Raw genomic sequence first — 20,584 nt, 5'->3', positions numbered from 1 at the left:
TCGAACAAGTTAAAATTAGAAACCATGAAAAAATTACATCTCCTTATCTTTTTAGTATTGCCTTTATTTTGTTTGGCGCAATCAACATTAAAATTAAAAGGAAAAATAAAAAGTGAAAATGCACCTTTAGAATGGACAAATGTTTCCATTTCAAATTCAGAAGGAAAAATTATTGACGGAACTACAACTAAACAAGATGGTTCTTTTGAAATCCATCTTAAAAGTGGGTCCTATAAAATCGGGATCGGCCTTTTAGGTTTTACAGATTATCAAAAAGAAATTTCATTAGAAAAAGATACTGATTTAGGGAATATTATTTTGAAAGAAAACGAAACAAAATTAGTTGAAGTTGTCATTCAGTCTAAAAAGAAAACAATCGAGCAAAAAACAGATCGTTTGGTGTATAATCTTGAAAATAATGTGACTAATGTAGGAGGAGATGCTTTGAGTGCCATTAATACTGCGCCAGGTGTTGTGGTGCAAAACAATACAATTAATATATTGGGAAAAGGAACTTCGAGAGTTATGATTGATGGAAGAATTATTGAATTAACGGGCGAAGAATTGAATAATTTTTTGAAATCAATTTCAGCAAGTGATATCAAGAATATTGAAATAATTAGCAATCCGCCTGCAAAATATGAAGCAGAAGGAACTGGCGGATTGATTAATATTATTATGAAAAAAGGAACTCGTGATTCTTGGAAAAATACAACTACGGCATCTTACGATCAAAATAAATATGGAATTTTTACTTTGAGGGATAATTTCTTTTACAACAAAAATAAATTGCGTCTTTCTGCAAGTTTTAATGGAAAAACAGGATATAAAAATATAGATGAAGTTTCAGATGTTTATTTTGAGGATGGACTTTCAAATCTGAACGCGAGAACAAAAGTAAAAAATGAAAACCTATCGGGGAAATTAGATTTAGATTATGATTTCTCAGAAAAAACAACGATTGGTTTTCAAATTTTGAATGATAGAAATAATCCTGATTTTCAATCAAATATTGTAGTGAATAAATACAACAGACAAAATGAATTACAGAATTACATCCTTAACAATAGTTTTGCAGACAGAGAATCGAGAAATCAAACCTATAATGGCCATTTGATTACAAAACTAGATTCCTTAAACCGAAAATTATCTTTTGATGTTGATTATTTTAATTACAATTCAAAGTTTGACCGTGAGTTTTTAGCAAACAACTATTTAGCTGATGGAACTTTTGTTGATGTGAATCAATCTGGAAGAAATATTTCAAATCAGGATATTGATAATTTGAGTTTTAAGGCAGATATGGAGCATCCGCTTCAAGCGATGAATTTATCTTATGGAGCCAAGATAAGTTTTACAAATAGTATAAGCGATATACTTTATTATAATACAATTACAGGAAATCCGGTATTAGATCCAAGTCAATCTAACCGATTTAAATACACTGAAAATAATCAGGCAGCTTACATTAATGCAGATAAGAAAATAAATGAAAAATGGAACTTTCAATTAGGTTTAAGGCTTGAAAATACGCAAACTACTGGATTCTCAGAAACTTTGAATCAAGAAACAATAAATAATTATTTAAAACTTTTTCCAACGTTTTACACTTCATACAAAAAGAATGAAAACAATAGTTTCAGTTTGAATTATGGAAAAAGAATCAACAGGCCTCGTTTTGATTTGCTAAATCCGTTCCGTATTTATATTAGTAGTAATAGTTATTCAGAGGGAAATCCGTTTTTGAAACCTTCTTTTAGTGATAATTTTGAGTTTGCTCATTCGTATAAAGAAATTCTTAGAACAAGTGTTACCGTAAATTTAGTTACAAATGGTTATGGCGTTTTGTTTACTTCAAACCCAGAAACAAATACGCAGATTGTAACGCGTGATAATTATTTCAAAAGCTTAAATTATGGCATTGGAGAAACGTATTCGGCAACTTTTGCAGATTGGTGGCAAAGTGAAAATTTGTTGTATTTTTTAGGAGCAAAAACAGAGTTTATAAAAGATATCAATGCAACGCCGACTAACAGTTTACAAATTGATTTTTCTACAAACAATACTTTTATCCTAGGGAAAGCGACTAAACTACAAATCGATTTTTCATATTCAACGCCTTTTAAAAGTGGTTTGTATGAAATAGGTTATGCTTCTAGTTTTGATATTGGATTTAAACAAGATTTGTTTAATAAAACTATGCAAATTGCGTTTTTAGCCAATGATATTTTTAATACATCTTATTTAAAAGATTTTACTTCGGTTGTAAATGGCGTGAAACAAGTTTATAACAATAATGAAAGCAATAGATTTGTTCGTTTGTCTGTAGTTTATAATTTCGGTAATAAAAAAATCAACGTAAAAGAACGTGCTTTAGGAAATCAAGAAGAGAGAAAGAGAGCGAATTAAATTAGGTAACAGGTCAATGTGCCAATTAGATAATTTTCTAATTGGCACATTTTCTAATTAACACATTATAAAAAGAATGCCAATAGAATTCCAAGAACAATCATAGAAACTTTGGCGATGTTGAATTTATGTCCTTCACTGCTTTCAAAGATAATTGTCGATGAAATATGGAATAAAATACCAATTACGATTGCTGTTATTTCTGTGTAATAATCATTTAGTACGGGAAGAAATTCTGATGCTACTGTCCCTAATGGTGTCATTACGGCGAATGTTAACATGAAAGCAAAAATGGCTTTTTTATTCAAATCTGCATTGATGAAAAATGTTGTTAGGATCACGGCAATAGGCAAGTGGTGAATGGCAATTCCGATTGCTAAACCATGATGATGACTAACAGGAAATCCTTCCAAAAAAGCGTGAATACACAAACTAAAGAATAAAAGCCACGGAATTTGAGACATTTTTGCATGTCCGTGAACGTGTCCGTGTTCGGCTCCTTTTGAGAAAAATTCAAGTATGATCTGGAATAAAATTCCAATCATGATAAAGATTCCGATATTGTGATTATGAGATTCGTAAACTTCAGGAAGAAGGTGCATCACAGTTAATGACAATAAAAAAGAACCACTGAAAGCCAGCAGTAATTTTAAATTGGTTTTGTTTTTAGGTTTTATAAACAAAGCCACACTATATCCTAAAAGTACAGAAAATAAGGGTAATAAGTAGTTCATCTTTTATTGTTTAATCGTTGATCTGTTTAACCGTTTAATTGTTTTTTTTGTATACCGATTAAACGGTTAAACAAATAAACGATTAACCCATTTATTTAAAAATCATGATTAATCTCTCGCTTTCGGTTTTATGGAATTTTTTGAGTTTGTAGTCTCCAAAAATGTCCAACAGGAAAATTCCAGCTTCGTCCATTAAATCCTGAAAATCTTTTAAAGTCAGGGCTTTTACTTTTTCGGTAAAATGGTATTTTCTGCCTTGATCTTCAAAATCAATTTCTTTAAAAATATGTCCGTCTTCAACATATCTTTTGATGTGAAAATCAATTTCGTCAACCGTTTTTGTTTCTTCTGGAACAAGATTTTCAATCACGTTTGCTACGTTCATAAAATCGATAACGGCGAAACCATATTCAGATAAACTTTCTTTAATTGCTTTTAAAGTCGTTAGATTGTCGTCGTCGCTTTCGAAGTAACCAAAACTCGTAAAAAGATTAAAAATAGCATCGAATTTTTCTTCAAACGGTTCACGCATGTCATGAACTTTAAAATGAAGCGTATCATTGCTATTTTTGCTCGCTTCAGTAATGCTGTTTTCAGATAAATCGGCGCCTAAAACATCATAACCCAACTGATTCAAATAGATAGAATGACGTCCTTTACCGCAAGCTAAATCCAATACTTTTGCCTTTTCAGGCAGATTAAGATAGTGCGTCAGATTATCCATGAAAACTTGTGCTTCACGATAATTGCGATCCTTATAAAGAATATGATAATAAGGAGTATCAAACCAGGAAGAATACCAGTTTTGATTGTCGCCTTCTTGATTTTGGACAGATCCGTTATGCTTTTCAGACATTTATTCTATTTCAATTAATTCAAAGTCCGGCAAATTTAGTGTATTTTTGCCGAAAAATAACTATTTAGGTGCGATACATTGTTGCATTATGAAGAGATGCAAGTGAGCGTCTTTTGAATTTTTAGTTTTTTTAATTTAAAAGAAAAGATGGAAGAAAATTTTAAGATGATTGCCAAATGTTTTTTTGGCTTTGAAGAAATATTAGAAAATGAATTGCGTACACTTGGAGCTCAGGATGTTGAAAAAGGAGTGAGAATGGTGAGTTTTAAAGGAGATAAAGGTTTTATGTACAAAGCCAATTTGTCTTTGCGTACGGCTCTTAAAATCTTAAAACCAATTTATTCTTTTAGAGCAAACAATGAACAAGCTTTGTACAAAGGAATTTCGGGTTTAAACTGGTCTAAATATTTAAATGCCAATCAGACTTTTGTAATCGATACAACGGTTCATTCAACTTATTTCAATCATTCTGAATTTGTTTCTCAAAAATGTAAAGATGCCATTGTAGATCAGTTTAGAGAACGAACAGGTCAGCGCCCGAGTATTGATAAACAATATCCGGATTTAAGAATCAATATCCATATCGACAGGGATCAGGTTTCTGTAGCTTTAGATACTTCTGGAGCTTCACTTCATCAGCGTGGTTACAGAACGGCAACTAATATTGCTCCGATTAATGAGGTTTTAGCAGCCGGAATTTTATTATTATCTGGCTGGGACGGACAAAGTCATTTCCTTGATCCAATGTGTGGTTCGGGAACTTTCCTTGCAGAAGCTGCGATGATTGCCTGCAATATTCCAGCAAACATCAACAGAAAGGAATTTGCTTTTGAAAAATGGAAAGATTGGGACAACGATCTTTTTGATAAAATTATTGATAGTTTAATGAAGAAAACCAGAGAGTTTCATTACACTATTAAAGGTTTTGATAAAGCGCCAAGTGCCGTTAGCAAAGCCAAAGACAATATCAGAAATGCCAATTTAGAAGATTACATAAAGGTTTACGAAGATAATTTCTTTGATACAGAAAAAGAAACAGAAGGAAAGCTTCATATTGTCTTCAATCCACCTTATGATGAGCGTTTAGATATTCATATGGAAAGATTCTATGCAAATATCGGAGATACATTAAAGAAAAACTATCCAGGAACAAACGCTTGGTTTATTACAGCAAACCTAGAAGCCTTAAAATTCGTAGGACTAAAACCTTCCAGAAAAATCAAACTTTTTAACGGAAGTTTAGAAGCTCGTCTAGTAAAATACGAAATGTACGAAGGAAGCAAAAGAACGAAATTTCAGGTCTAAGTTTCTAAGTTGCTAAGCTTCTAAGTTTTAAGATTATTTAAAAAAAACTTAGCAATTTAGTGTCTTAGTTACTTAACTACTAAAGAAAATAACATTTACGCATTTAAGCTCTTAAGAAAAAAACTTAGCAACTTAGAACCTTAGCAGCTTAGCAACTCAAAAATAAAAATATGTCAAAATTACAACTAAGAGCTTTCTTATATCAATTAGCGGCTTTCGCAATCTTGTTTCTTGCGTTTCGATTTTTAATTGCTGCCTATACAGGCTTAACAGGAATCTGGATTCCGTTAACGGCTTTTGTAATCGGAACTATTATCGGACCTAAATTTCAGGCTGTTCGAACAAAAGACGGAGAAAAACTTTTTATGAAATGGCTTTTTGTGAAAGGAATTAAAGAAATCAGATAATTAGTAAAATTGTCAAAATAAAAAAGGCTTAAACTCAAAGAACATTTGAATTTAAGCCTTTTTTAGCTTAGAACCTTTATAGAAAAACTATTTCTTCTTAGAAACTTCTTTTATTTCAGGGATCTTTATTTTTTTCTTATAAATCGGAATGAAATAAGAAACAGTGTAATTAAATCCTACTCCAAAACTTCCATCATAAGTTCTGTTGAAACCAGGAATGTAAAGATTATCAAATCCACTTGGTTTTTTATTGGTTGCAAGAAGTTTAAGTTGTACTCCAAAACCAACAAAAATATTATCGAAAACCTCTGCTTTTATTCCCATCGCGACTTCCAACCAACTAGCAGAAAGTCCGCTGTATTTTTGGTTTGTTGCTATTGAAGGTAATTCTCCCCAATACGGATTCGGATTATAAATTTTATAACTGTTTAAATCTTGACTGAATGAACTAAAACCACCACGAAGTCCGATTGTGATCAGGTTTTCCATGTCAAGCCAGTTTTCGTAGAAATTATAATCAAATCCAGCTTTTAGATAAGTTCCCGAAGCAGATGAATTTAAACGGTCATCATCTGTCGTTTTGTTTTCATAACCTAGTTCTGCAGCCAGATAATATTTCTTTGTCAATCTCCAGTCTCCAACAAATTCTACTCCTTTATAATCTTTATCATAAAGACCTCGAGTAAGTTTGTATAAGTCAACACCAACACGAAGACCGTAACGATCCGTTTTGATAACGCTGTCTTTTTTTACTTCCTGAATTTCTGGTTTTGCAGTTTCAGTTTTAGGTTTTTTGGGAGCAACTTCTTTTTTTGCTGTAGTTTCTGGTGTTTCCTGAGCGTACCCTAAATACATTGAAAACAATAAGAAAATGCTAGAAAAATACTTTGATGTGTGTTTCATTTTCGGATTCAATGTTTGGGTTTAGTAATTGCACCTCAGTCATCCAGACAGTATCTCCATCTGGGTCTGTCTGAATAAAAGGATCATTAGTTTTTAAAGTAAAAATAGTTTTAAAACCACAGGCTCTTGATACATATACATTTTGAGTACTGTAATTGAATTTTATAACATCTGTATTTTTTGATGTGGTACTATTTGCATTGTAGATAAATTTATAAGTAACAGTACTGTCGTTAACCTTCAATGGAAGCATTACATTGTTTCCACTAGTTAAGTATTTTGTACTATCGATAGCATTTTCATTAAAAACAATTCCTTCTTCCATGCCTTCACCAATTACTTGCAAATTGTTGACATTTCTGGTTCTTGTCGGGTTGGCACTATCGTAAAAAGTAATAACCAGTCTTGGAGTCGTTGGTGTATTGCCATCACAAATATCATCTTTCTCGCAGCTTGATAAGCCAAAAGTAAAGAGCAGTAAAAACGAGATTATTTTTTTCATTTATTTTTTATCGAAGTTCTAAAAGTACGACATTTTCAACATGATGTGTCTGTGGAAACATATCTACAGGTCTCACACGGGTAACTTTGTATTTTTCGTCCATTAAAGCTAAATCACGTGCCTGAGTTGCAGAATTACAGCTTACATAAACTACTCGTTTTGGAGCAATTTTTAAGATTTGTTCTACTACATCTTTATGCATTCCGTCACGTGGCGGATCTGTAATAATAACATCTGGTTTTCCGTGTTGTGCAATAAAAGCTTCGTTGAAAACTACTTTCATGTCTCCAACAAAAAACTCACAATTGGTAATATTATTGCGTTCTGCGTTGGCTTTAGCATCAATAATAGCTTCAGGAACACTTTCTACACCAATTACTTTTTTGGCTTTTTTAGAAACAAACTGAGCGATTGTTCCTGTTCCTGTATATAAATCGTAAACGACCTCATTTCCTGTCAGATCCGCAAAGTCTCTTGTAATTTTATACAATTCGTAAGCTTGATCCGAATTGGTTTGGTAGAAAGATTTTGCATTAATGCTAAATTTTAAACCTTCCATTTCTTCCAGAATGTAGTTTCTTCCTTTGTAAAGAATAACATCCTGATCGTAAATTGTATCATTTGGTTTTCCGTTTACAACATATTGTAAGGATGTAATTTGAGGGAATTTCTCGTATAAATGATCTAAGATTAATTCTCTGTTTTCTTTGTCTTCTTCAAAAAACTGAATTAAAACCATGATTTCGCCAGTAGAAACAGTACGAATCATAACTGTTCTCAATAATCCAGAATGTTCTCTCGGATTGAAAAACGCTAAATTATGCTCATTTGCAAATGCTCTAATTTCGTTGCGAATCGCATTTGAAGGATCTTCTTGTAAATGACATTTATTAATATCAAGAATTTTGTCCCACATTTTCGGAATATGAAATCCTAATGCATTTCTGTTTCCTAAATCTTCTGTACTTCCAATTTCTTTCTCTGTTAGCCAACGACTGTTTGAGAAAGAAAATTCCATTTTATTTCTGTAGAAAAACTGTTTCTCAGAACCCAAAATATCTTCAAATTCCGGAAGTTCAATTTTTCCTATTCTTTGTAAGTGATTTTTAACTTCATTTTGTTTAAATGCAAGCTGCTGGCTGTATTTCATATTTTGCCATTTGCATCCTCCGCATACTCCAAAATGCTCACAGATTGGATCAACTCTGTAATCTGATAATTCGTGAAATTTTACGGCTTTACCTTCGTAATAAGCTTTTCTTTTTTTGAATGTTTGTACGTCAACCACATCTCCAGGCACTACATTCGGAATAAAGATAACTTTTCCGTCAGGTGCTTTGGCTACTGAAACTCCTTTTGCACCAGCATCAAGAACTTGAATTTGATGAAAGACAACTTTGTCTGTATTTTTTCTTCCCATAGCGCAAAAATAAACCTTTGAAAACTTTTACAAATTTAATTTTACAAAATTTTTAGAAATTCATGAAAAAATTAGTTTTTTAAAGGATAAAAGTTAATTTTGTTTTGTAAGAAACCCCGTCACATTACAATATTAACCTACAGAGATTGTCCCATTTTTATGAAGTTGTATCACAAACTCTCACAAATCAGCTTTCTTAAAAAAAGTTATGCTTTTAAGTTCCTTTTTGTTGCTTTTATCGGTATTCATATTCCTCTAATAGGAATTTTATTTTTTGTATTGTATTTTAAGCACAGTATTTCGCCCACTTCAATTTTAGTTTTTTCGCTAATTATGACCTTGCTGGCAACAGCTATTACACTTTTGGTTTTAAACAGATTGATAAATCCAATTAAAAAAGCGTCAAAAGCTTTGGATGATTATCGCAGTTTTAGAAAACTTTCTGTTTTACCAACAGAATATACAGACGAAGCTGGACTGCTTTTATGTAATATTCAGGAATCTATTTACGAAGCAGAAAGTTTTATAAACGAAAAACAAGATTTGGTTTATATGCTTTCGCATGATTTAAAAAACTTTGCCGGAAATCCGCAGGGATTGGCTAAGTTGATCATAAGCGAAAATCCTTCAGAATCGGTAACTAATCTGGCTGAGTTAATCTGCGAATCAACAGATCTTCAATTTAGATATATTGATAATTTTATAAAATTACTCAAAGAACAAGATGAAGTTGTTAAGGTAAATCCGGAGGTGAAAACAGTTCTTTTTCCAAATATTCTTCCGTTTATCAATGAACAGGTTGAACAACGTTTGTTTGATAAAAACATAAAACTGAACCTGATTTTAGAATGTGTTGAAGCCAAACTTAAAATTGATGAAGGGCTGCTGATTCAGGTCTTAGTCAATTTGATTAGTAATGCCGTGAAATTCTCTTATTTTGACAGTGAAATTAAAGTGAGAATTTATTCTGAAGATTCTAAACTAATTTTGACGGTTAAAGATTCTGGAATTGGTTTTGATAAAAATCAGATTGATGAATTATTTAAAAAATTCACCAAAATGAGCCGACTCGGAACTGCAAACGAAGGTTCTACCGGAATTGGATTGTACTTAAGCAAGAAAATTATAGAACGTAATAAAGGCCGACTAACTGCTATAAGCGATGGAAAAAATCGTGGTGCCGAATTTAAAATAGAATTTGATATTTAAAAAAAATGAGGTTACTAAGTTTAAGATAAAAACTTAGTAACCTCACTGTTTTTTTATTGCCCTTTGGTATTATCGTAAACTATAGTTGCTTTTCCTTCTACGCACGATATTCTTGTATTCATAACTACTGTTTCACACGGGTAAGCGTCGTAATAAACACCCCATTTAGCGTCAAACTTACTTCTGGCTTCGCGATAGCTATCGACTTTCTTTTTAAAAACAGCGGCATCTACACTTTTGTTGTAAATGTAGAAGCCTGAACAAACACTTTCACCATATTTTAGGATATTCCATTCTTCTGGATTAGTACAGGTTTTGGAATTGACTTGAGAATATTCAATAAGTTCATCATACATTTTGTCGAGTCTTGCTTGTTCTTCTTCTCGCGAGCTTTCGTCTTTACTGCAAGAAGTAAAAGATAAGCAAAGTGCTAATAATAAAAAGGATAATTTTTTCATAATTATGGTTTATTGGTTAGTATTTTATAACTAGATGCAATAAACCATAAATGGTTGCGTAATTATGAGAGAAAAAACTTAAAAATGCTATTTTACATGCCTAAATGTTATTATTACCAAAGTTGGTGAACAGACGGTTTGATAAAATCATTGTAGATTTTGTTCATTGTCGAAATTTGTTCAGCAGTTAATTGTGGAGTATCATAAACGGATAAATTCGATAATACGTGGTTTACTTTTGAAGCACCCGGAATAATGCAGCTTACTTCGTTAAAACTTAAAATCCATTGTAACGCAATTGGGGCTAGATTTTCTGATCCTGGAAATAATGCTTTTAAAGCTTCAACTGCTTTTAACCCAAGATCGTAATCAATTCCTGAGAATGTTTCGCCTTTGTCAAAAGCTTCTCCGTTACGATTGAAGTTACGGTGATCCTGAGGTTCAAAAGTCGTTTTTTCGTTAAACGTACCTGTTAAAAGTCCGCTTGCTAAAGGTACGCGTGCGATAATTCCAATATCTTTTTTCTTCGCTTCAGCGAAAAATAATTCAGACGGACGCTGACGAAATAAATTGAATATAATTTGAACAGTCGTTACGTTGTCATACTCAATTGCTTTTAAAGCTTCTTCTACTTTTTCGACACTTACACCAAGGTTAAGAATTTTTCCTTGCTCTTTTAAACGGTCAAAAAGTTCGAAAATTTCAGGGCAATAATACACTTCAGTCGGAGGACAGTGCAACTGAATTAAATCTAAAGTTTCTAAACCAGTTCTTTTTAAACTGTCTTCAACAAATTTTTGAAGTACTTTTGGTGTATATCCTTCATTTACATGCGGATTAATTTGACGTCCGCATTTTGTAGCTACGAAAATACGTTCTGATCGTGAACGAACTACGCGTCCAACGGCAGTTTCACTTAATCCGTTTTCATAAACATCTGCTGTATCAATAAAGTTTACACCATTGTCTATCGCTGTGTTCAAAAGTTCATCAGCAGTTTTATCATCAAAACCCGATCCCCATTTTCCTCCAACCTGCCATGTTCCAAGGGAGATTTCAGAGATGTTAAAGTTTGTTTTTCCTAGTTTTCTGTAGTTCATTTATTTTTAGGTTCAAAGGTTCATAGTTGCAAAGGGACAAAGATTTTTATAGGGAAGTAAAAACTTTGTCCCTTTGAGCCTCTGTCACTTTGTTACTTTTTTAATCAAATAAATCCGAAGATAAATATCTATCTCCTCTGTCGCAAATTACGGCAACTACAACTCCGGATTCTAATTTTTCGGCAATTTTCAAGGCTACTGCAACAGAACCTCCGCTGCTCATTCCTGCAAAAACACCTTCTTCCAGAGCTAGTCTTTTAGTCATTGCACGTGCTTCTTCTTCGCTTACATCAATAACAGTATCTACTTTTGAAGCATCAAAAATTTTAGGAAGATATTCCTGTGGCCATTTACGGATTCCAGGAATCTGGGAGCCGTCGCTAGGTTGTGCTCCAACGATCTGAATATTTGGATTTTTTTCTTTTAAATAAGTCGAAGTTCCGATAATAGTTCCAGTCGTTCCCATTGCCGAAACAAAATGAGTTACAGTTCCGTCAGTATCATTCCAAATTTCTGGACCCGTTGTTTTGTAATGAGCTTTCCAGTTGTCATCATTAGCAAACTGATTTAGCATCAAATAACCGCCTTGAGCTACTTTTTTGTCAGCATAATCACGAGAACCGATGATTCCCTCGCTAGCAGGCGTTAAAATAACGGTAGCGCCATAAGCACGCATGGTTTGAGTTCTTTCCTTTGTTGAATCTTCTGGTAAAACCAATTCGATTTCTATGCCAAATAATTGCGCAATCATGGCCAGTGCAATTCCAGTGTTTCCGCTGGTTGCTTCAATTAGTTTGTCTCCTTTTTTAATATCGCCTCTTTCTAAAGCGGCAGCAATCATGTTGTACGCAGCTCTGTCTTTTACACTTCCTCCAGGATTATTACCTTCCAGTTTAAGTAAAAGTTTTACATTTTTATTTTGAACCAAATTGACAGTTTCCATCAAAGGAGTATTTCCAATCAGGTTTAATAATTTCTGTGGACCCATTTTATTTTTTTTCTTTTATTTTAACTTCAGTTGTAGTGGTATTTAATACGATCGAATCTTCAGGAATAGATTTCGTAACCCAGGCATTTCCTCCAACAATACTGTTTTTGCCAATTACAGTTTCGCCTCCTAAAATGGTTGCATTAGCATAAATACAAACATTTGCTTCAACCGTTGGATGTCTTTTTGCGTTTTTCATTTCTTTGCTTACGCTCAATGCGCCAAGTGTAACACCCTGATAAATTTTTACATGTTTTTTGATAACAGTAGTTTCTCCAATTACGATTCCTGTTGCGTGATCGATAAAAAATGGAGAAGCAATATCGGCTCCAGCATGAATATCGGTTCCAGTAATTCTATGCGCATATTCGCTCATTAATCGAGAGAAAAGAAGTAAATCTAAATTGTACAATTCGTGACTTAACCTGTAAATAGCGATCGCATAAAAACCGGGATAAGCTAAATATACCTCATCAATGCTGTTTGAAGCTGGATCATTTTCTAAAATATATTCGGCATCCTGATTTAGTTTTTCTAAAACACCTGGGAGTTTTTCAAGAAATCTGTCCCAAATGGATTCGCATAAATTTTGAGGTTTTTTGCAGGCTAAAACAGCAATTTCTTTAAAGCGGATTTCCAATTCGTCAATACTTTCATCAAGAGAAGCATTTGAATCAAAAAGAGTATAAAAAAGCTTCTCTGTAAAGTCTTCAGTTTTGGTTTTAATACCGTAATTTATATGTGAATGACTCTTTAAAGCCTTTATATTTTGTATGATAGTGTCTTTTGTCACAATGGTAAAAATGAATGAATAATTTTGGAACGTTAAAAGTAAGGCGTTTTTTGGAAATACAGTCACGATTTAACTAAAGAAATTTTCTGTAGAAAACCTCATTTGTGATAAAAAACGAATCGGAAACAGTTCTTTTTTATGCTATTCTTAAGAAGTTAATTACGTAAATTAGCTTTCAAAACAAGTAAAAATGAAAAACAACCAGACATTTAAAAGTGCAATTTCAGGGCTGTCTTTTGCTGAAAGCGAGAAAATATGTGGCAAATCGATTCATGATCCTATTTTGGGTTTAATTAAAAAAGAATTTCCGGATTTTAATGATGACGATTGTATTGCTATTAACGAATTAAATGTTTACCGTCAAAAATATATTTCAAACTATCTTTCAACAGAAATCGGAGCACTTACGGCAATGGAGAAAAACGTGATTTCCTCATTAAAAGAAGATAAGTCGATTGTTAGCATTGTGGAAGATGAAGAGGAAACACGCAATTTAGGACAAAGAGTAGCCGATAAAGTAGCTGATTTTGGCGGAAGCTGGACTTTTATTATTTCGTTTGTTGTATTTATTACAATCTGGATTGGTTCGAATGTTTACATTTTTTTGAACAAAGGTTTTGATCCATATCCTTTTATTCTTTTAAACTTGATTCTTTCCTGCGTTGCGGCTTTACAGGCACCAGTAATTATGATGAGTCAAAATCGTCAGGAAGAAAAAGATAGAAACCGTGCTAAAAAAGATTATATGATTAATCTAAAATCGGAATTAGAGATTAGAATGATTCACGATAAAATTGATCATTTGATTATGCATCAGCAACAGGAATTAATCGAAATTCAGAAAGTTCAAATCGAAATGATGAACGATATTTTAAATCAGATTAAGAAATAAAGGGTGTTTGAAATTGCTTCGCCTGTTCGCTATCGCTCGAGTCCAATTTTTGAAATTCCAAATTCCAAAAAAGAGCGAAGCGATTTTTTAGAAAATCTAAAATCTAAAATCTAAAAATAAAAGTGTTTGAAGTAATAACCTCCAAGCATAAAAATGAGGTTTACGATTGCCATTCTCCAAATTAATTTCTTGTAATTTTTGGATTTGTCTAGATAATGAAGTGCTATAAAAGCGAAGAGCAAAAGACAAGAATATATTGCTGGATACATTTTAAAAGCAGCCAAAAACTGTCCTTGAAAAAGTAAGAATAAAGACCGCTGAAAACCACAGCCCAAACAATCAAAACCAAAGATAGTTTTAAACAAGCATGGGATCATATATTTCTCTAAAGTCATGATAATTCTTTTTGCAATTTTACTAAAAAAATACGACAAACCTTTTGAATAGGATAGAAGTACTATTTGAAAGTTTTATACTTTTGATATCTTAAACTTTAAAATTGATGAAAGCTTTTAAAATTATAATAATGATTCTTGCAATTTCTGTTGCATTTTATGAACAGGTTTCGGAAGAAAAAAATATATACATCATGATTATTGCGATTGTAGTTTTCATGTTTGGAATGATGCAATTAAGTGCTAAAACACCAAGTAAAAATAACGATAAAGAAGAGTAGGATGCTGGTAAAAGGAGATAAGGTTTCGGTTCTCGACGAAGCCATTAATGGAATAGTTGTTTCAGTCAAAAACAATGAAGTTTTAATAGAAACTACAGACGGATTTATGATGACATTTTTAGTCAACAAGTTACTTAAGATTCAGGATTCCAGTAATTTAATGAATTCTATTAAAAGAATTGATTTAGAAGAAATTTCAAAAGAAAAAACGGAGCCAAAACCGAGAAGTTTTGTCAAAGAAAAGAAAGATAAACGCGATGTTGGAGTTCCAGAATTTGATCTGCACATTGAGAAATTGGTTCCAAACAAAAGAGGAATGTCTAATTTTGATATTCTGACATTACAAACCGAAACGGCAAAAAGACATATTGAATTTGCGATTCGAAACCGTATTCCGAAAATTGTTTTTATTCACGGTGTTGGAGAAGGAATTTTAAAAGCAGAACTGGATTTTTTATTAGGCCGTTATGACGGAATAGATTTTCAGGATGCCAATTATCAAAAATATGGGCTTGGTGCAACCGAAGTTTATTTTAGACAAAACAATAAATAAACAAAATAAAGTTGCTTTAAAGTGTTCATTTTTGAGCATAAAAAAACGTCTGTTTTTCGATCTGATTTAATATTAAAATCAGTTTTGAAAAACAGACGTTTTTTGTAAGAATTATTTATCTTTTGTATTCTTTGTTTTTTAATCTACAGTTCTTTCAATAGCTCCTAAAGTAAAACGACTTCCTAGTTTAAAAGTACTATTGTCTCTTTGTAAAATTACATTTTTTAGTACAATGGTGTGGGTGTAAGTTTTTGCAGTAAGAGTAGTAGAAACTTCGATAATACCAGACACAGTATCCACCCCAAGTTGTCCTGTCCATGTTTGATCAACTACTGGAGTTGTGGTTGGAGTACAGATATAAGATTCAGAAAAAGAACCAGTACCCGTTTTTACTGTTTTATAAAAAACCTTATTCTGTGTTTCCTTAATCAGTCTCGTTCTCGGTTGATTTGCTGGAGTTACTTCGTTTACAAATAAAGTAGGGTCGACATCTTCAATCGATAGGTAGAATGAATTATTGTAATTGTATATTTTCTTAAAATTTCCGCATTCATAGATCGTTCCGTTTGGGTTGGTTCTAAATGTGAAATCGGCAGGTGTAACGGTAGTATTATAAAGTCCAAAAGTGTACTTCGCCTGAGTTTGATCTCCTGATGGTTTGGCAAAAGTTATATTTTGAAATATAATACTATGTGTGTAACCAGTTATTCTTGTACCATCATCTTTTGTGTTTGGTGTCTCGATTTCTTTAGATTCAATATGTATAATACCATCTGTTCCAAGCCATTCTTGCGTTACTTTAGGAGTACTTGGTGGAATAATACCGCAAATATTAGTTGTAGCAACTTTTCCATCATAAGCTCTATAAACTACACGATATTGCCCGTTTCCTTTCGAGTCAATTACATAGTCATAACTTTTATTGTCGTTAATAATTGAGCCAGAAGGCATTTGCAGTAAAAGAGCTTCCTGATCTTTTAATTTGTAGATTAAAGTGTTTGTCGTATCACAAGCCTGTGAGGTTGTAACACTTTCGAAGTCTATTGTATCTACAGTTAAATCTCCGTCATCACATCCATTCAGAAACAGGATAAATAATATAATAAAAGCGTATTTTTTCATTGTAAAAATTTATTTGGGTCAAAAATAGTGAAAAAAATGGCAAATGATATTGAACATTTGACAATTGATATTTGTTAACTTTGCAGTAATGAAAAAAGTATATCTAGATAATGCCTCAACAACAGCGATGCGTCCTGAAGTAATTCAGGAAATGACTAAAGTAATGCTTGAGGATTTTGGTAATCCGTCGTCTACACATAGTTTTGGACGAAACGCTAAAACAATAATAGAACTTTCGAGAAAGAGTATCGCCAAACACTTAAGTTGTACCGCTCAGGAAATTATTTTTACATCGGGAGGCACAGAAGCTGATAACTGGATTCTGCGATCTGCAGTGGAAGATTTGAAAGTAGAACGTATTATTACTTCTAAAATTGAACATCATGCAGTTTTGCATACGGTTTGGGCACTTCAAGAAGAATATAAAATCCAGATTGATTATGTAAATGTGAATTCGGACGGAAGTCTTGATTTGACACATTTATCAAATTTATTGGCTGAAGAAAAAAAGACATTAGTAAGTTTGATGCATGTAAACAACGAAACTGGGACAATTTTAGATCTAGATCGTGTTGGACTTATTTGCAAGCAGTATAACGCCTTATTTCATTCGGATACGGTTCAGTCTGTCGGAAAAACAGAAATTGATCTTCAAAAGACTCCTGTTGACTTTATTCTAGCTAGTGCGCATAAATTTCACGGACCAAAAGGAATCGGTTTTGCTTTTATTAGAAAAAATTCAGGGATACAACCTTTGCTTTTTGGTGGAGAACAAGAAAAAGGACTTCGAGCAGGAACCGAAGCAGTTCATCAAATTGCCGGAATGGCAAAAGCTTTGACTATTTCTTATGAAAATCTACACGAGGAAAGGACTTATATTTCTAGCATAAAAAACTACCTTATTGAGCAGTTGGAAATTCATTTTCCTGACTTTCGAATTAACGGAAAGAAAGAAGATTTCTATAATATAATCAATATTATTTTACCTTTTTCATCAGATAAAACATCAATGTTGCTATTTAGTTTAGATATGAAAGGAATAGCAGTTTCAAGAGGAAGTGCTTGTCAGTCCGGAAGTATTAAGCCTTCGCATGTTTTAAACGAAATGTTGTCAGAAGCAGATTTAAAACTGCCTAATCTGAGAATTTCGTTTAGCCATTATAATACTAAAGAAGATATCGATTGGCTTATTGAGAGTTTGAAAACGGTTTAAGGTTTCAAGTTGTTGGGCTTAAACGCAAAGACATCAAAGGTTTTTGCAAAGTTCGCAAAGTTTTTTTAGACAAAGCTTTGCGAACTTTGCGTTTTTATTTAGTTCAGTTAGGAAATAACCTTGCGTGCTTTGCGGTGAAATACAAGCACAATTTATAAATCTAAACTCTAAAATTTATTTACGAATCACTTTTACTTGTGAATCATTGGTCAATTTAATAATCGTAGAAGATTTTCCGTTAATCTTGTCTTGATTCAATTTAACAACATAATCAACACCATTTACGATTTCTGGACTAATGTCTTTAAAGGCAATCGGGGTAGGCTGTCCAGAAATATTAGCCGAAGTCGAAACTAAAGGCTTTTTCATTCTTTCCATTAATTTGTAACAGAAAGGCTCTTTTACTAATCGAACTCCCAAAGATTTGTCTGCTGCAATAATATTTGGAGCAACGTTTCTTGCGTCGTCCAAAATTAAAGTGGTTGGTTTTTCAGATAAATCAATAATTTGCCAGGCAACTTCAGGAATGTTTTTAAATACATTATACATCATTTTTTCGCCATTCATCAAAACAATCATACTTTGGGTTTCTGCACGTTGTTTTAGTTTATAGATTTTAGCAACAGCTTCAGCATTTGTAGCGTCACAACCAATTCCCCAAACTGTGTCGGTAGGATAAAGAATGATTCCGCCTTCTTTAATGACTTCATAGGCGTTGATAACCTCCTGATTGATATTTTCCATGAAAAAAACTTTAATTTCGACAAAGATAATAATCAAACTCCGAAAGATTTAATGTTTTTCAATTATTCATTTCTTTGATTAGAATTATGTAAGTCTATTTTAATGCGTTTTTATACAAAGAATTTTAATTGCTAAAAAATGTAAATTTAATTTACAATAAACAAGGTTTTGTAATTTATAAGATTATTTTTGCGGTTAAAGTTAGAATATCAGGAAAAATGAGCTGTAATTGACAATCGTTTTTAATGCCAATTACATTTCGGAGAAACAGATTAATTTTTAAAATACCACATGAATAAAGAAATAGCGAAAGTAATCATTCCTGTTTACAAGGAATATTTTGGAGAACTTGAAGAAAAATCATTTTTGCAATGTTGTAAAATCTTAAAAGATTACGAAATTGTAATTGTACACCCAGAAGGTTTAAACTGTTCTTATCTTTCAGAAAAATTTGATAATTTAACTTTTAAGAGTTTCTCCAAACATTATTTTGCCACCATAAATGGTTATAATGAATTATTATTGTCTCCTGTTTTTTACGAAAGCTTCTTAGATTCTGAGTATATTTTAATTTATCAGTTGGATGCTTTTGTTTTTAGAGATGATTTATTGAAATGGTGTCAAAAAGGATACGATTATATCGGAGCACCATGGATTGCTACTTCTACAGATTCTTTCGGAATGAATATCTTTAATAAAGTAGCGAGATTGTTTCGATCTAAAAAGAAAAATGCTCGAGAACAAACTTTCTTTAAAGTTGGAAATGGTGGTTTTTCATTACGTAAAGTTGCTTCACATTATGCTATTACAAAAAATCAGCAAAACTTTATTACAGAAATTTTAAATGCAAAAGAAAAGAAAATATATGCTATAGAAGATGTTTTCTGGTCTCTGAAAGCAATTGATTTTGATCCTAATTTTAAAATTCCGGATTATAAAGAAGCGGTTTATTTTGCAATGGACAGAAAACCTAATCTGGCAATGAAATTAACCAACAACGAACTTCCATTTGGTTGTCATGCAATTAATAAACCGAAAGTAATCCATTTTTGGAAACCTATAATTGATCAGTATTAAGATCTGTTTTTATCGTGTTTTTTTTATGTTTTCATTATTGTGTGAAAGCATTTCGTTATTTTTGAACCTTTAAAACTACAGATATTTATTATGCCATTAAAAATCAGCGAGAAATTTAAACAGGACCAGAATTATATAGCGCAAATTGTAAGCGATTTTAATTCTTCGGGTGAACTTTTTGGAAATGGAGATCGTAATAAAATTAAATTGTTTGATTTGAATGGAAAGACCATTAACATTAAATCATTTAAGATTCCGAATATCGTAAACAAAGTTGCTTATAAATATTTTAGAAAGTCAAAAGCAAGACGTTCTTTTGAATATGCGACAATTTTACTTGAAAAGGGAATTGGAACACCAGAACCAATTGCATTTTTTGAAAATTTCAATTTTATTGGTTTAAAAGATAGTTACTATGTAAGCGAGCATTTGGTAACGGAATTAACATACAGAGAACTAGTCGAAATTCCCGACTATCCAGATCATGATAACATTCTGAGACAGTTTAGTAAGTTTTGCTTTGATCTTCATGAAAAAGGAATCGAATTTTTAGATCATTCGCCAGGAAATACGCTGATAAAGAAAATGAACGATGATCAATATGCATTCTTTTTAGTCGATTTAAATCGAATGAATTTTCATGATGACATGAACTTTGAGCAAAGAATGAACAATTTCAGTCGTTTAACTCCTAAAAAAGAAATGGTTGCTGTAATGAGTAACGAATATTCGAAATACTACAAAGAGAAAAGTGAAGCTGAAATTTTTGAAAAGATGTGGCAGGCAACAGTCGATTTTCAGGAAAGTTTTGCGAAAAAGAAAAGACTGAAGAAAAAACTAAAATTCTGGAAAAAATCTTAGAAGTTAGATTTAACAAGTTTGTTGTTGCAGCATCCTGATTTTTTTTAATTCCTGAAAACGCACTGCAACGCTCAAAGCATTCAGATAACAAATTATCAATCCGGATCTGCCGTCAAGAAATCCAAAACGAATTAGATATTGGTTTATAAATTGATAAGCCGGACGAATATAAAAATGAAAGAAGTTTGGATTTGTGTTTTTAGCCAATTCTTCCTGCGCTTTTAATTTTCCGTAAAAAATCATTTTTTGTTTATAATCATCAAAGGTGGAGTAAGAAAAGTGAATTAATTTATTTTTTAATTTTCTTACTTCGCCATTTATAACCAGTTTTTCGTGAACGATTTTTTCATGATTATAAAAAG

The 20,584-nt window shown here is 32.2% G+C and carries 22 protein-coding genes and 1 pseudogene; 10 read left to right on the top strand and 13 right to left on the bottom strand.

Annotation, left to right across the window (positions count from 1 at the left end):
- The first annotated feature begins 24 nt into the window (after nt 1-24).
- On the top strand, nt 25-2,409 hold the full coding sequence (locus VGE71_RS00115) for a TonB-dependent receptor domain-containing protein (protein ID WP_331136477.1): 2,385 nt from the start codon (nt 25-27) through the stop codon (nt 2,407-2,409).
- Nucleotides 2,410-2,474: 65 nt separating this feature from the next.
- Here VGE71_RS00115 and VGE71_RS00110 read toward each other — a convergent pair whose 3' ends face one another.
- Complete coding sequence (locus tag VGE71_RS00110) at nt 2,475-3,143, bottom strand: ZIP family metal transporter (RefSeq protein WP_331136476.1); 669 nt, start codon at nt 3,141-3,143, stop codon at nt 2,475-2,477.
- A 91-nt stretch (nt 3,144-3,234) separates the two neighbouring features.
- A complete protein-coding gene (locus tag VGE71_RS00105; RefSeq protein WP_331136475.1) occupies nt 3,235-3,999 on the bottom strand; it encodes a class I SAM-dependent methyltransferase in 765 nt (254 codons plus the stop codon).
- Between the two features lie 147 nt (nt 4,000-4,146).
- On the opposite strand from VGE71_RS00105, the gene VGE71_RS00100 reads away from it, so the two are divergent.
- Together VGE71_RS00100 and VGE71_RS00095 are read left to right on the top strand one after the other, a co-directional pair.
- Nucleotides 4,147-5,304: a THUMP domain-containing class I SAM-dependent RNA methyltransferase gene (locus tag VGE71_RS00100; protein WP_331136474.1), complete on the top strand. Its 1,158-nt coding sequence runs from the start codon at nt 4,147-4,149 to the stop codon at nt 5,302-5,304.
- A 170-nt stretch (nt 5,305-5,474) separates the two neighbouring features.
- On the top strand, nt 5,475-5,711 hold the full coding sequence (locus VGE71_RS00095; RefSeq protein ID WP_331136473.1) for a hypothetical protein: 237 nt from the start codon (nt 5,475-5,477) through the stop codon (nt 5,709-5,711).
- A gap of 87 nt (nt 5,712-5,798) precedes the next feature.
- Here VGE71_RS00095 and VGE71_RS00090 read toward each other — a convergent pair whose 3' ends face one another.
- From VGE71_RS00090 to rlmD, 3 genes are read right to left on the bottom strand one after another with little or no spacing between them, the layout of a single operon-like run.
- The gene (locus VGE71_RS00090) at nt 5,799-6,614 is read right to left on the bottom strand and encodes a DUF6048 family protein (RefSeq protein WP_331136472.1); all 816 of its coding nucleotides are present in this window, start codon (nt 6,612-6,614) and stop codon (nt 5,799-5,801) included.
- Nucleotides 6,586-7,116: a DUF6452 family protein gene (locus VGE71_RS00085; protein WP_331136471.1), complete on the bottom strand. Its 531-nt coding sequence runs from the start codon at nt 7,114-7,116 to the stop codon at nt 6,586-6,588. The genes VGE71_RS00090 and VGE71_RS00085 overlap by 29 nt, the downstream gene beginning before the upstream one ends.
- Before the next feature lie 7 nt (nt 7,117-7,123).
- Entirely contained in the window at nt 7,124-8,536 is a 1,413-nt protein-coding gene (rlmD, locus tag VGE71_RS00080; RefSeq protein ID WP_331136470.1) for a 23S rRNA (uracil(1939)-C(5))-methyltransferase RlmD, read from the bottom strand.
- 333 nt (nt 8,537-8,869) lie between these two features.
- Between rlmD and VGE71_RS00075 the strand changes: the two genes are divergently transcribed.
- Nucleotides 8,870-9,745 carry a HAMP domain-containing sensor histidine kinase gene (locus tag VGE71_RS00075; RefSeq protein ID WP_331136469.1) on the top strand — a complete coding sequence of 292 codons (876 nt, stop codon included), beginning with the start codon at nt 8,870-8,872 and terminating at the stop codon, nt 9,743-9,745.
- 53 nt (nt 9,746-9,798) lie between these two features.
- Here the strand turns inward: VGE71_RS00075 and VGE71_RS00070 are convergent, their stop codons facing one another.
- The 4 genes from VGE71_RS00070 to epsC all read right to left on the bottom strand — a co-directional run bounded on the left by VGE71_RS00070 (nt 9,799) and on the right by epsC (nt 13,084).
- Nucleotides 9,799-10,203 carry a hypothetical protein gene (locus VGE71_RS00070; protein WP_331136468.1) on the bottom strand — a complete coding sequence of 135 codons (405 nt, stop codon included), beginning with the start codon at nt 10,201-10,203 and terminating at the stop codon, nt 9,799-9,801.
- A 113-nt stretch (nt 10,204-10,316) separates the two neighbouring features.
- A complete protein-coding gene (locus tag VGE71_RS00065; protein WP_331136467.1) occupies nt 10,317-11,303 on the bottom strand; it encodes an aldo/keto reductase in 987 nt (328 codons plus the stop codon).
- 100 nt (nt 11,304-11,403) lie between these two features.
- The gene (gene cysM, locus VGE71_RS00060) at nt 11,404-12,291 is read right to left on the bottom strand and encodes a cysteine synthase CysM (protein WP_331136466.1); all 888 of its coding nucleotides are present in this window, start codon (nt 12,289-12,291) and stop codon (nt 11,404-11,406) included.
- 1 nt (nt 12,292) lies between these two features.
- The gene (gene epsC, locus VGE71_RS00055; RefSeq protein WP_331136491.1) at nt 12,293-13,084 is read right to left on the bottom strand and encodes a serine O-acetyltransferase EpsC; all 792 of its coding nucleotides are present in this window, start codon (nt 13,082-13,084) and stop codon (nt 12,293-12,295) included.
- A gap of 190 nt (nt 13,085-13,274) precedes the next feature.
- On the opposite strand from epsC, the gene VGE71_RS00050 reads away from it, so the two are divergent.
- Nucleotides 13,275-13,976 carry a DUF1003 domain-containing protein gene (locus VGE71_RS00050; RefSeq protein WP_331136465.1) on the top strand — a complete coding sequence of 234 codons (702 nt, stop codon included), beginning with the start codon at nt 13,275-13,277 and terminating at the stop codon, nt 13,974-13,976.
- A 110-nt stretch (nt 13,977-14,086) separates the two neighbouring features.
- On the opposite strand, the gene VGE71_RS00045 is transcribed toward VGE71_RS00050, so the two are convergent.
- Nucleotides 14,087-14,353, bottom strand: coding sequence for a DUF2752 domain-containing protein (locus tag VGE71_RS00045; RefSeq protein WP_331136490.1), 267 nt, complete (start codon nt 14,351-14,353; stop codon nt 14,087-14,089).
- 149 nt (nt 14,354-14,502) lie between these two features.
- Here VGE71_RS00045 and VGE71_RS00040 point away from each other — a divergent pair, with 149 nt between their 5' ends.
- Both VGE71_RS00040 and VGE71_RS00035 read left to right on the top strand, forming a co-directional pair.
- Nucleotides 14,503-14,652, top strand: coding sequence for a hypothetical protein (locus VGE71_RS00040; protein ID WP_186296678.1), 150 nt, complete (start codon nt 14,503-14,505; stop codon nt 14,650-14,652).
- A gap of 1 nt (nt 14,653) precedes the next feature.
- On the top strand, nt 14,654-15,205 hold the full coding sequence (locus tag VGE71_RS00035; protein ID WP_331136464.1) for a Smr/MutS family protein: 552 nt from the start codon (nt 14,654-14,656) through the stop codon (nt 15,203-15,205).
- A 138-nt stretch (nt 15,206-15,343) separates the two neighbouring features.
- On the opposite strand, the gene VGE71_RS00030 is transcribed toward VGE71_RS00035, so the two are convergent.
- Nucleotides 15,344-16,327: a hypothetical protein gene (locus VGE71_RS00030; protein ID WP_331136463.1), complete on the bottom strand. Its 984-nt coding sequence runs from the start codon at nt 16,325-16,327 to the stop codon at nt 15,344-15,346.
- An 88-nt stretch (nt 16,328-16,415) separates the two neighbouring features.
- Here VGE71_RS00030 and VGE71_RS00025 point away from each other — a divergent pair, with 88 nt between their 5' ends.
- On the top strand, nt 16,416-17,540 hold the full coding sequence (locus VGE71_RS00025; RefSeq protein WP_331136462.1) for a cysteine desulfurase family protein: 1,125 nt from the start codon (nt 16,416-16,418) through the stop codon (nt 17,538-17,540).
- 174 nt (nt 17,541-17,714) lie between these two features.
- Here the strand turns inward: VGE71_RS00025 and VGE71_RS00020 are convergent, their stop codons facing one another.
- A complete protein-coding gene (locus VGE71_RS00020) occupies nt 17,715-18,284 on the bottom strand; it encodes an L-threonylcarbamoyladenylate synthase (protein WP_331136461.1) in 570 nt (189 codons plus the stop codon).
- A 291-nt stretch (nt 18,285-18,575) separates the two neighbouring features.
- Between VGE71_RS00020 and VGE71_RS00015 the strand changes: the two genes are divergently transcribed.
- Together VGE71_RS00015 and VGE71_RS00010 are read left to right on the top strand one after the other, a co-directional pair.
- Nucleotides 18,576-19,361, top strand: coding sequence for a DUF5672 family protein (locus VGE71_RS00015; RefSeq protein ID WP_331136460.1), 786 nt, complete (start codon nt 18,576-18,578; stop codon nt 19,359-19,361).
- A gap of 90 nt (nt 19,362-19,451) precedes the next feature.
- Entirely contained in the window at nt 19,452-20,222 is a 771-nt protein-coding gene (locus VGE71_RS00010; RefSeq protein ID WP_331136459.1) for a Kdo domain containing protein, read from the top strand.
- A gap of 9 nt (nt 20,223-20,231) precedes the next feature.
- On the opposite strand, the pseudogene VGE71_RS00005 reads toward VGE71_RS00010, so the two are convergent.
- Nucleotides 20,232-20,584: pseudogene (locus VGE71_RS00005) on the bottom strand (glycosyltransferase family 2 protein); the annotation flags it as partial.

The sequence above is a fragment of the Flavobacterium sp. genome (assembly GCF_036405015.1).
Lineage (GTDB): Bacteria > Bacteroidota > Bacteroidia > Flavobacteriales > Flavobacteriaceae > Flavobacterium.
Note: the sequence above shows the minus strand (reverse complement) of the source record. Positions and strands in the feature narration are given on the sequence as shown.

Excerpts from the sequence above, each read along its gene's own strand:
- VGE71_RS00075 (WP_331136469.1), top strand. The coding sequence starts at position 8,870 with ATGACCTTGCTGGCAACAGCTATTACACTTTTGGTTTTAAACAGATTG.
- VGE71_RS00045 (WP_331136490.1), bottom strand. The coding sequence starts at position 14,353 with ATGATCCCATGCTTGTTTAAAACTATCTTTGGTTTTGATTGTTTGGGC.
- VGE71_RS00015 (WP_331136460.1), top strand. The coding sequence starts at position 18,576 with ATGAATAAAGAAATAGCGAAAGTAATCATTCCTGTTTACAAGGAATAT.
- cysM (WP_331136466.1), bottom strand. The coding sequence starts at position 12,291 with ATGGGTCCACAGAAATTATTAAACCTGATTGGAAATACTCCTTTGATG.
- VGE71_RS00085 (WP_331136471.1), bottom strand. The coding sequence starts at position 7,116 with ATGAAAAAAATAATCTCGTTTTTACTGCTCTTTACTTTTGGCTTATCA.
- VGE71_RS00095 (WP_331136473.1), top strand. The coding sequence starts at position 5,475 with ATGTCAAAATTACAACTAAGAGCTTTCTTATATCAATTAGCGGCTTTC.
- VGE71_RS00025 (WP_331136462.1), top strand. The coding sequence starts at position 16,416 with ATGAAAAAAGTATATCTAGATAATGCCTCAACAACAGCGATGCGTCCT.
- VGE71_RS00070 (WP_331136468.1), bottom strand. The coding sequence starts at position 10,203 with ATGAAAAAATTATCCTTTTTATTATTAGCACTTTGCTTATCTTTTACT.
- VGE71_RS00115 (WP_331136477.1), top strand. The coding sequence starts at position 25 with ATGAAAAAATTACATCTCCTTATCTTTTTAGTATTGCCTTTATTTTGT.
- VGE71_RS00065 (WP_331136467.1), bottom strand. The coding sequence starts at position 11,303 with ATGAACTACAGAAAACTAGGAAAAACAAACTTTAACATCTCTGAAATC.
- VGE71_RS00105 (WP_331136475.1), bottom strand. The coding sequence starts at position 3,999 with ATGTCTGAAAAGCATAACGGATCTGTCCAAAATCAAGAAGGCGACAAT.
- VGE71_RS00090 (WP_331136472.1), bottom strand. The coding sequence starts at position 6,614 with ATGAAACACACATCAAAGTATTTTTCTAGCATTTTCTTATTGTTTTCA.
- VGE71_RS00100 (WP_331136474.1), top strand. The coding sequence starts at position 4,147 with ATGGAAGAAAATTTTAAGATGATTGCCAAATGTTTTTTTGGCTTTGAA.
- VGE71_RS00020 (WP_331136461.1), bottom strand. The coding sequence starts at position 18,284 with ATGGAAAATATCAATCAGGAGGTTATCAACGCCTATGAAGTCATTAAA.
- VGE71_RS00030 (WP_331136463.1), bottom strand. The coding sequence starts at position 16,327 with ATGAAAAAATACGCTTTTATTATATTATTTATCCTGTTTCTGAATGGA.
- VGE71_RS00035 (WP_331136464.1), top strand. The coding sequence starts at position 14,654 with ATGCTGGTAAAAGGAGATAAGGTTTCGGTTCTCGACGAAGCCATTAAT.
- VGE71_RS00050 (WP_331136465.1), top strand. The coding sequence starts at position 13,275 with ATGAAAAACAACCAGACATTTAAAAGTGCAATTTCAGGGCTGTCTTTT.
- rlmD (WP_331136470.1), bottom strand. The coding sequence starts at position 8,536 with ATGGGAAGAAAAAATACAGACAAAGTTGTCTTTCATCAAATTCAAGTT.
- VGE71_RS00110 (WP_331136476.1), bottom strand. The coding sequence starts at position 3,143 with ATGAACTACTTATTACCCTTATTTTCTGTACTTTTAGGATATAGTGTG.
- VGE71_RS00040 (WP_186296678.1), top strand. The coding sequence starts at position 14,503 with ATGATTCTTGCAATTTCTGTTGCATTTTATGAACAGGTTTCGGAAGAA.
- VGE71_RS00010 (WP_331136459.1), top strand. The coding sequence starts at position 19,452 with ATGCCATTAAAAATCAGCGAGAAATTTAAACAGGACCAGAATTATATA.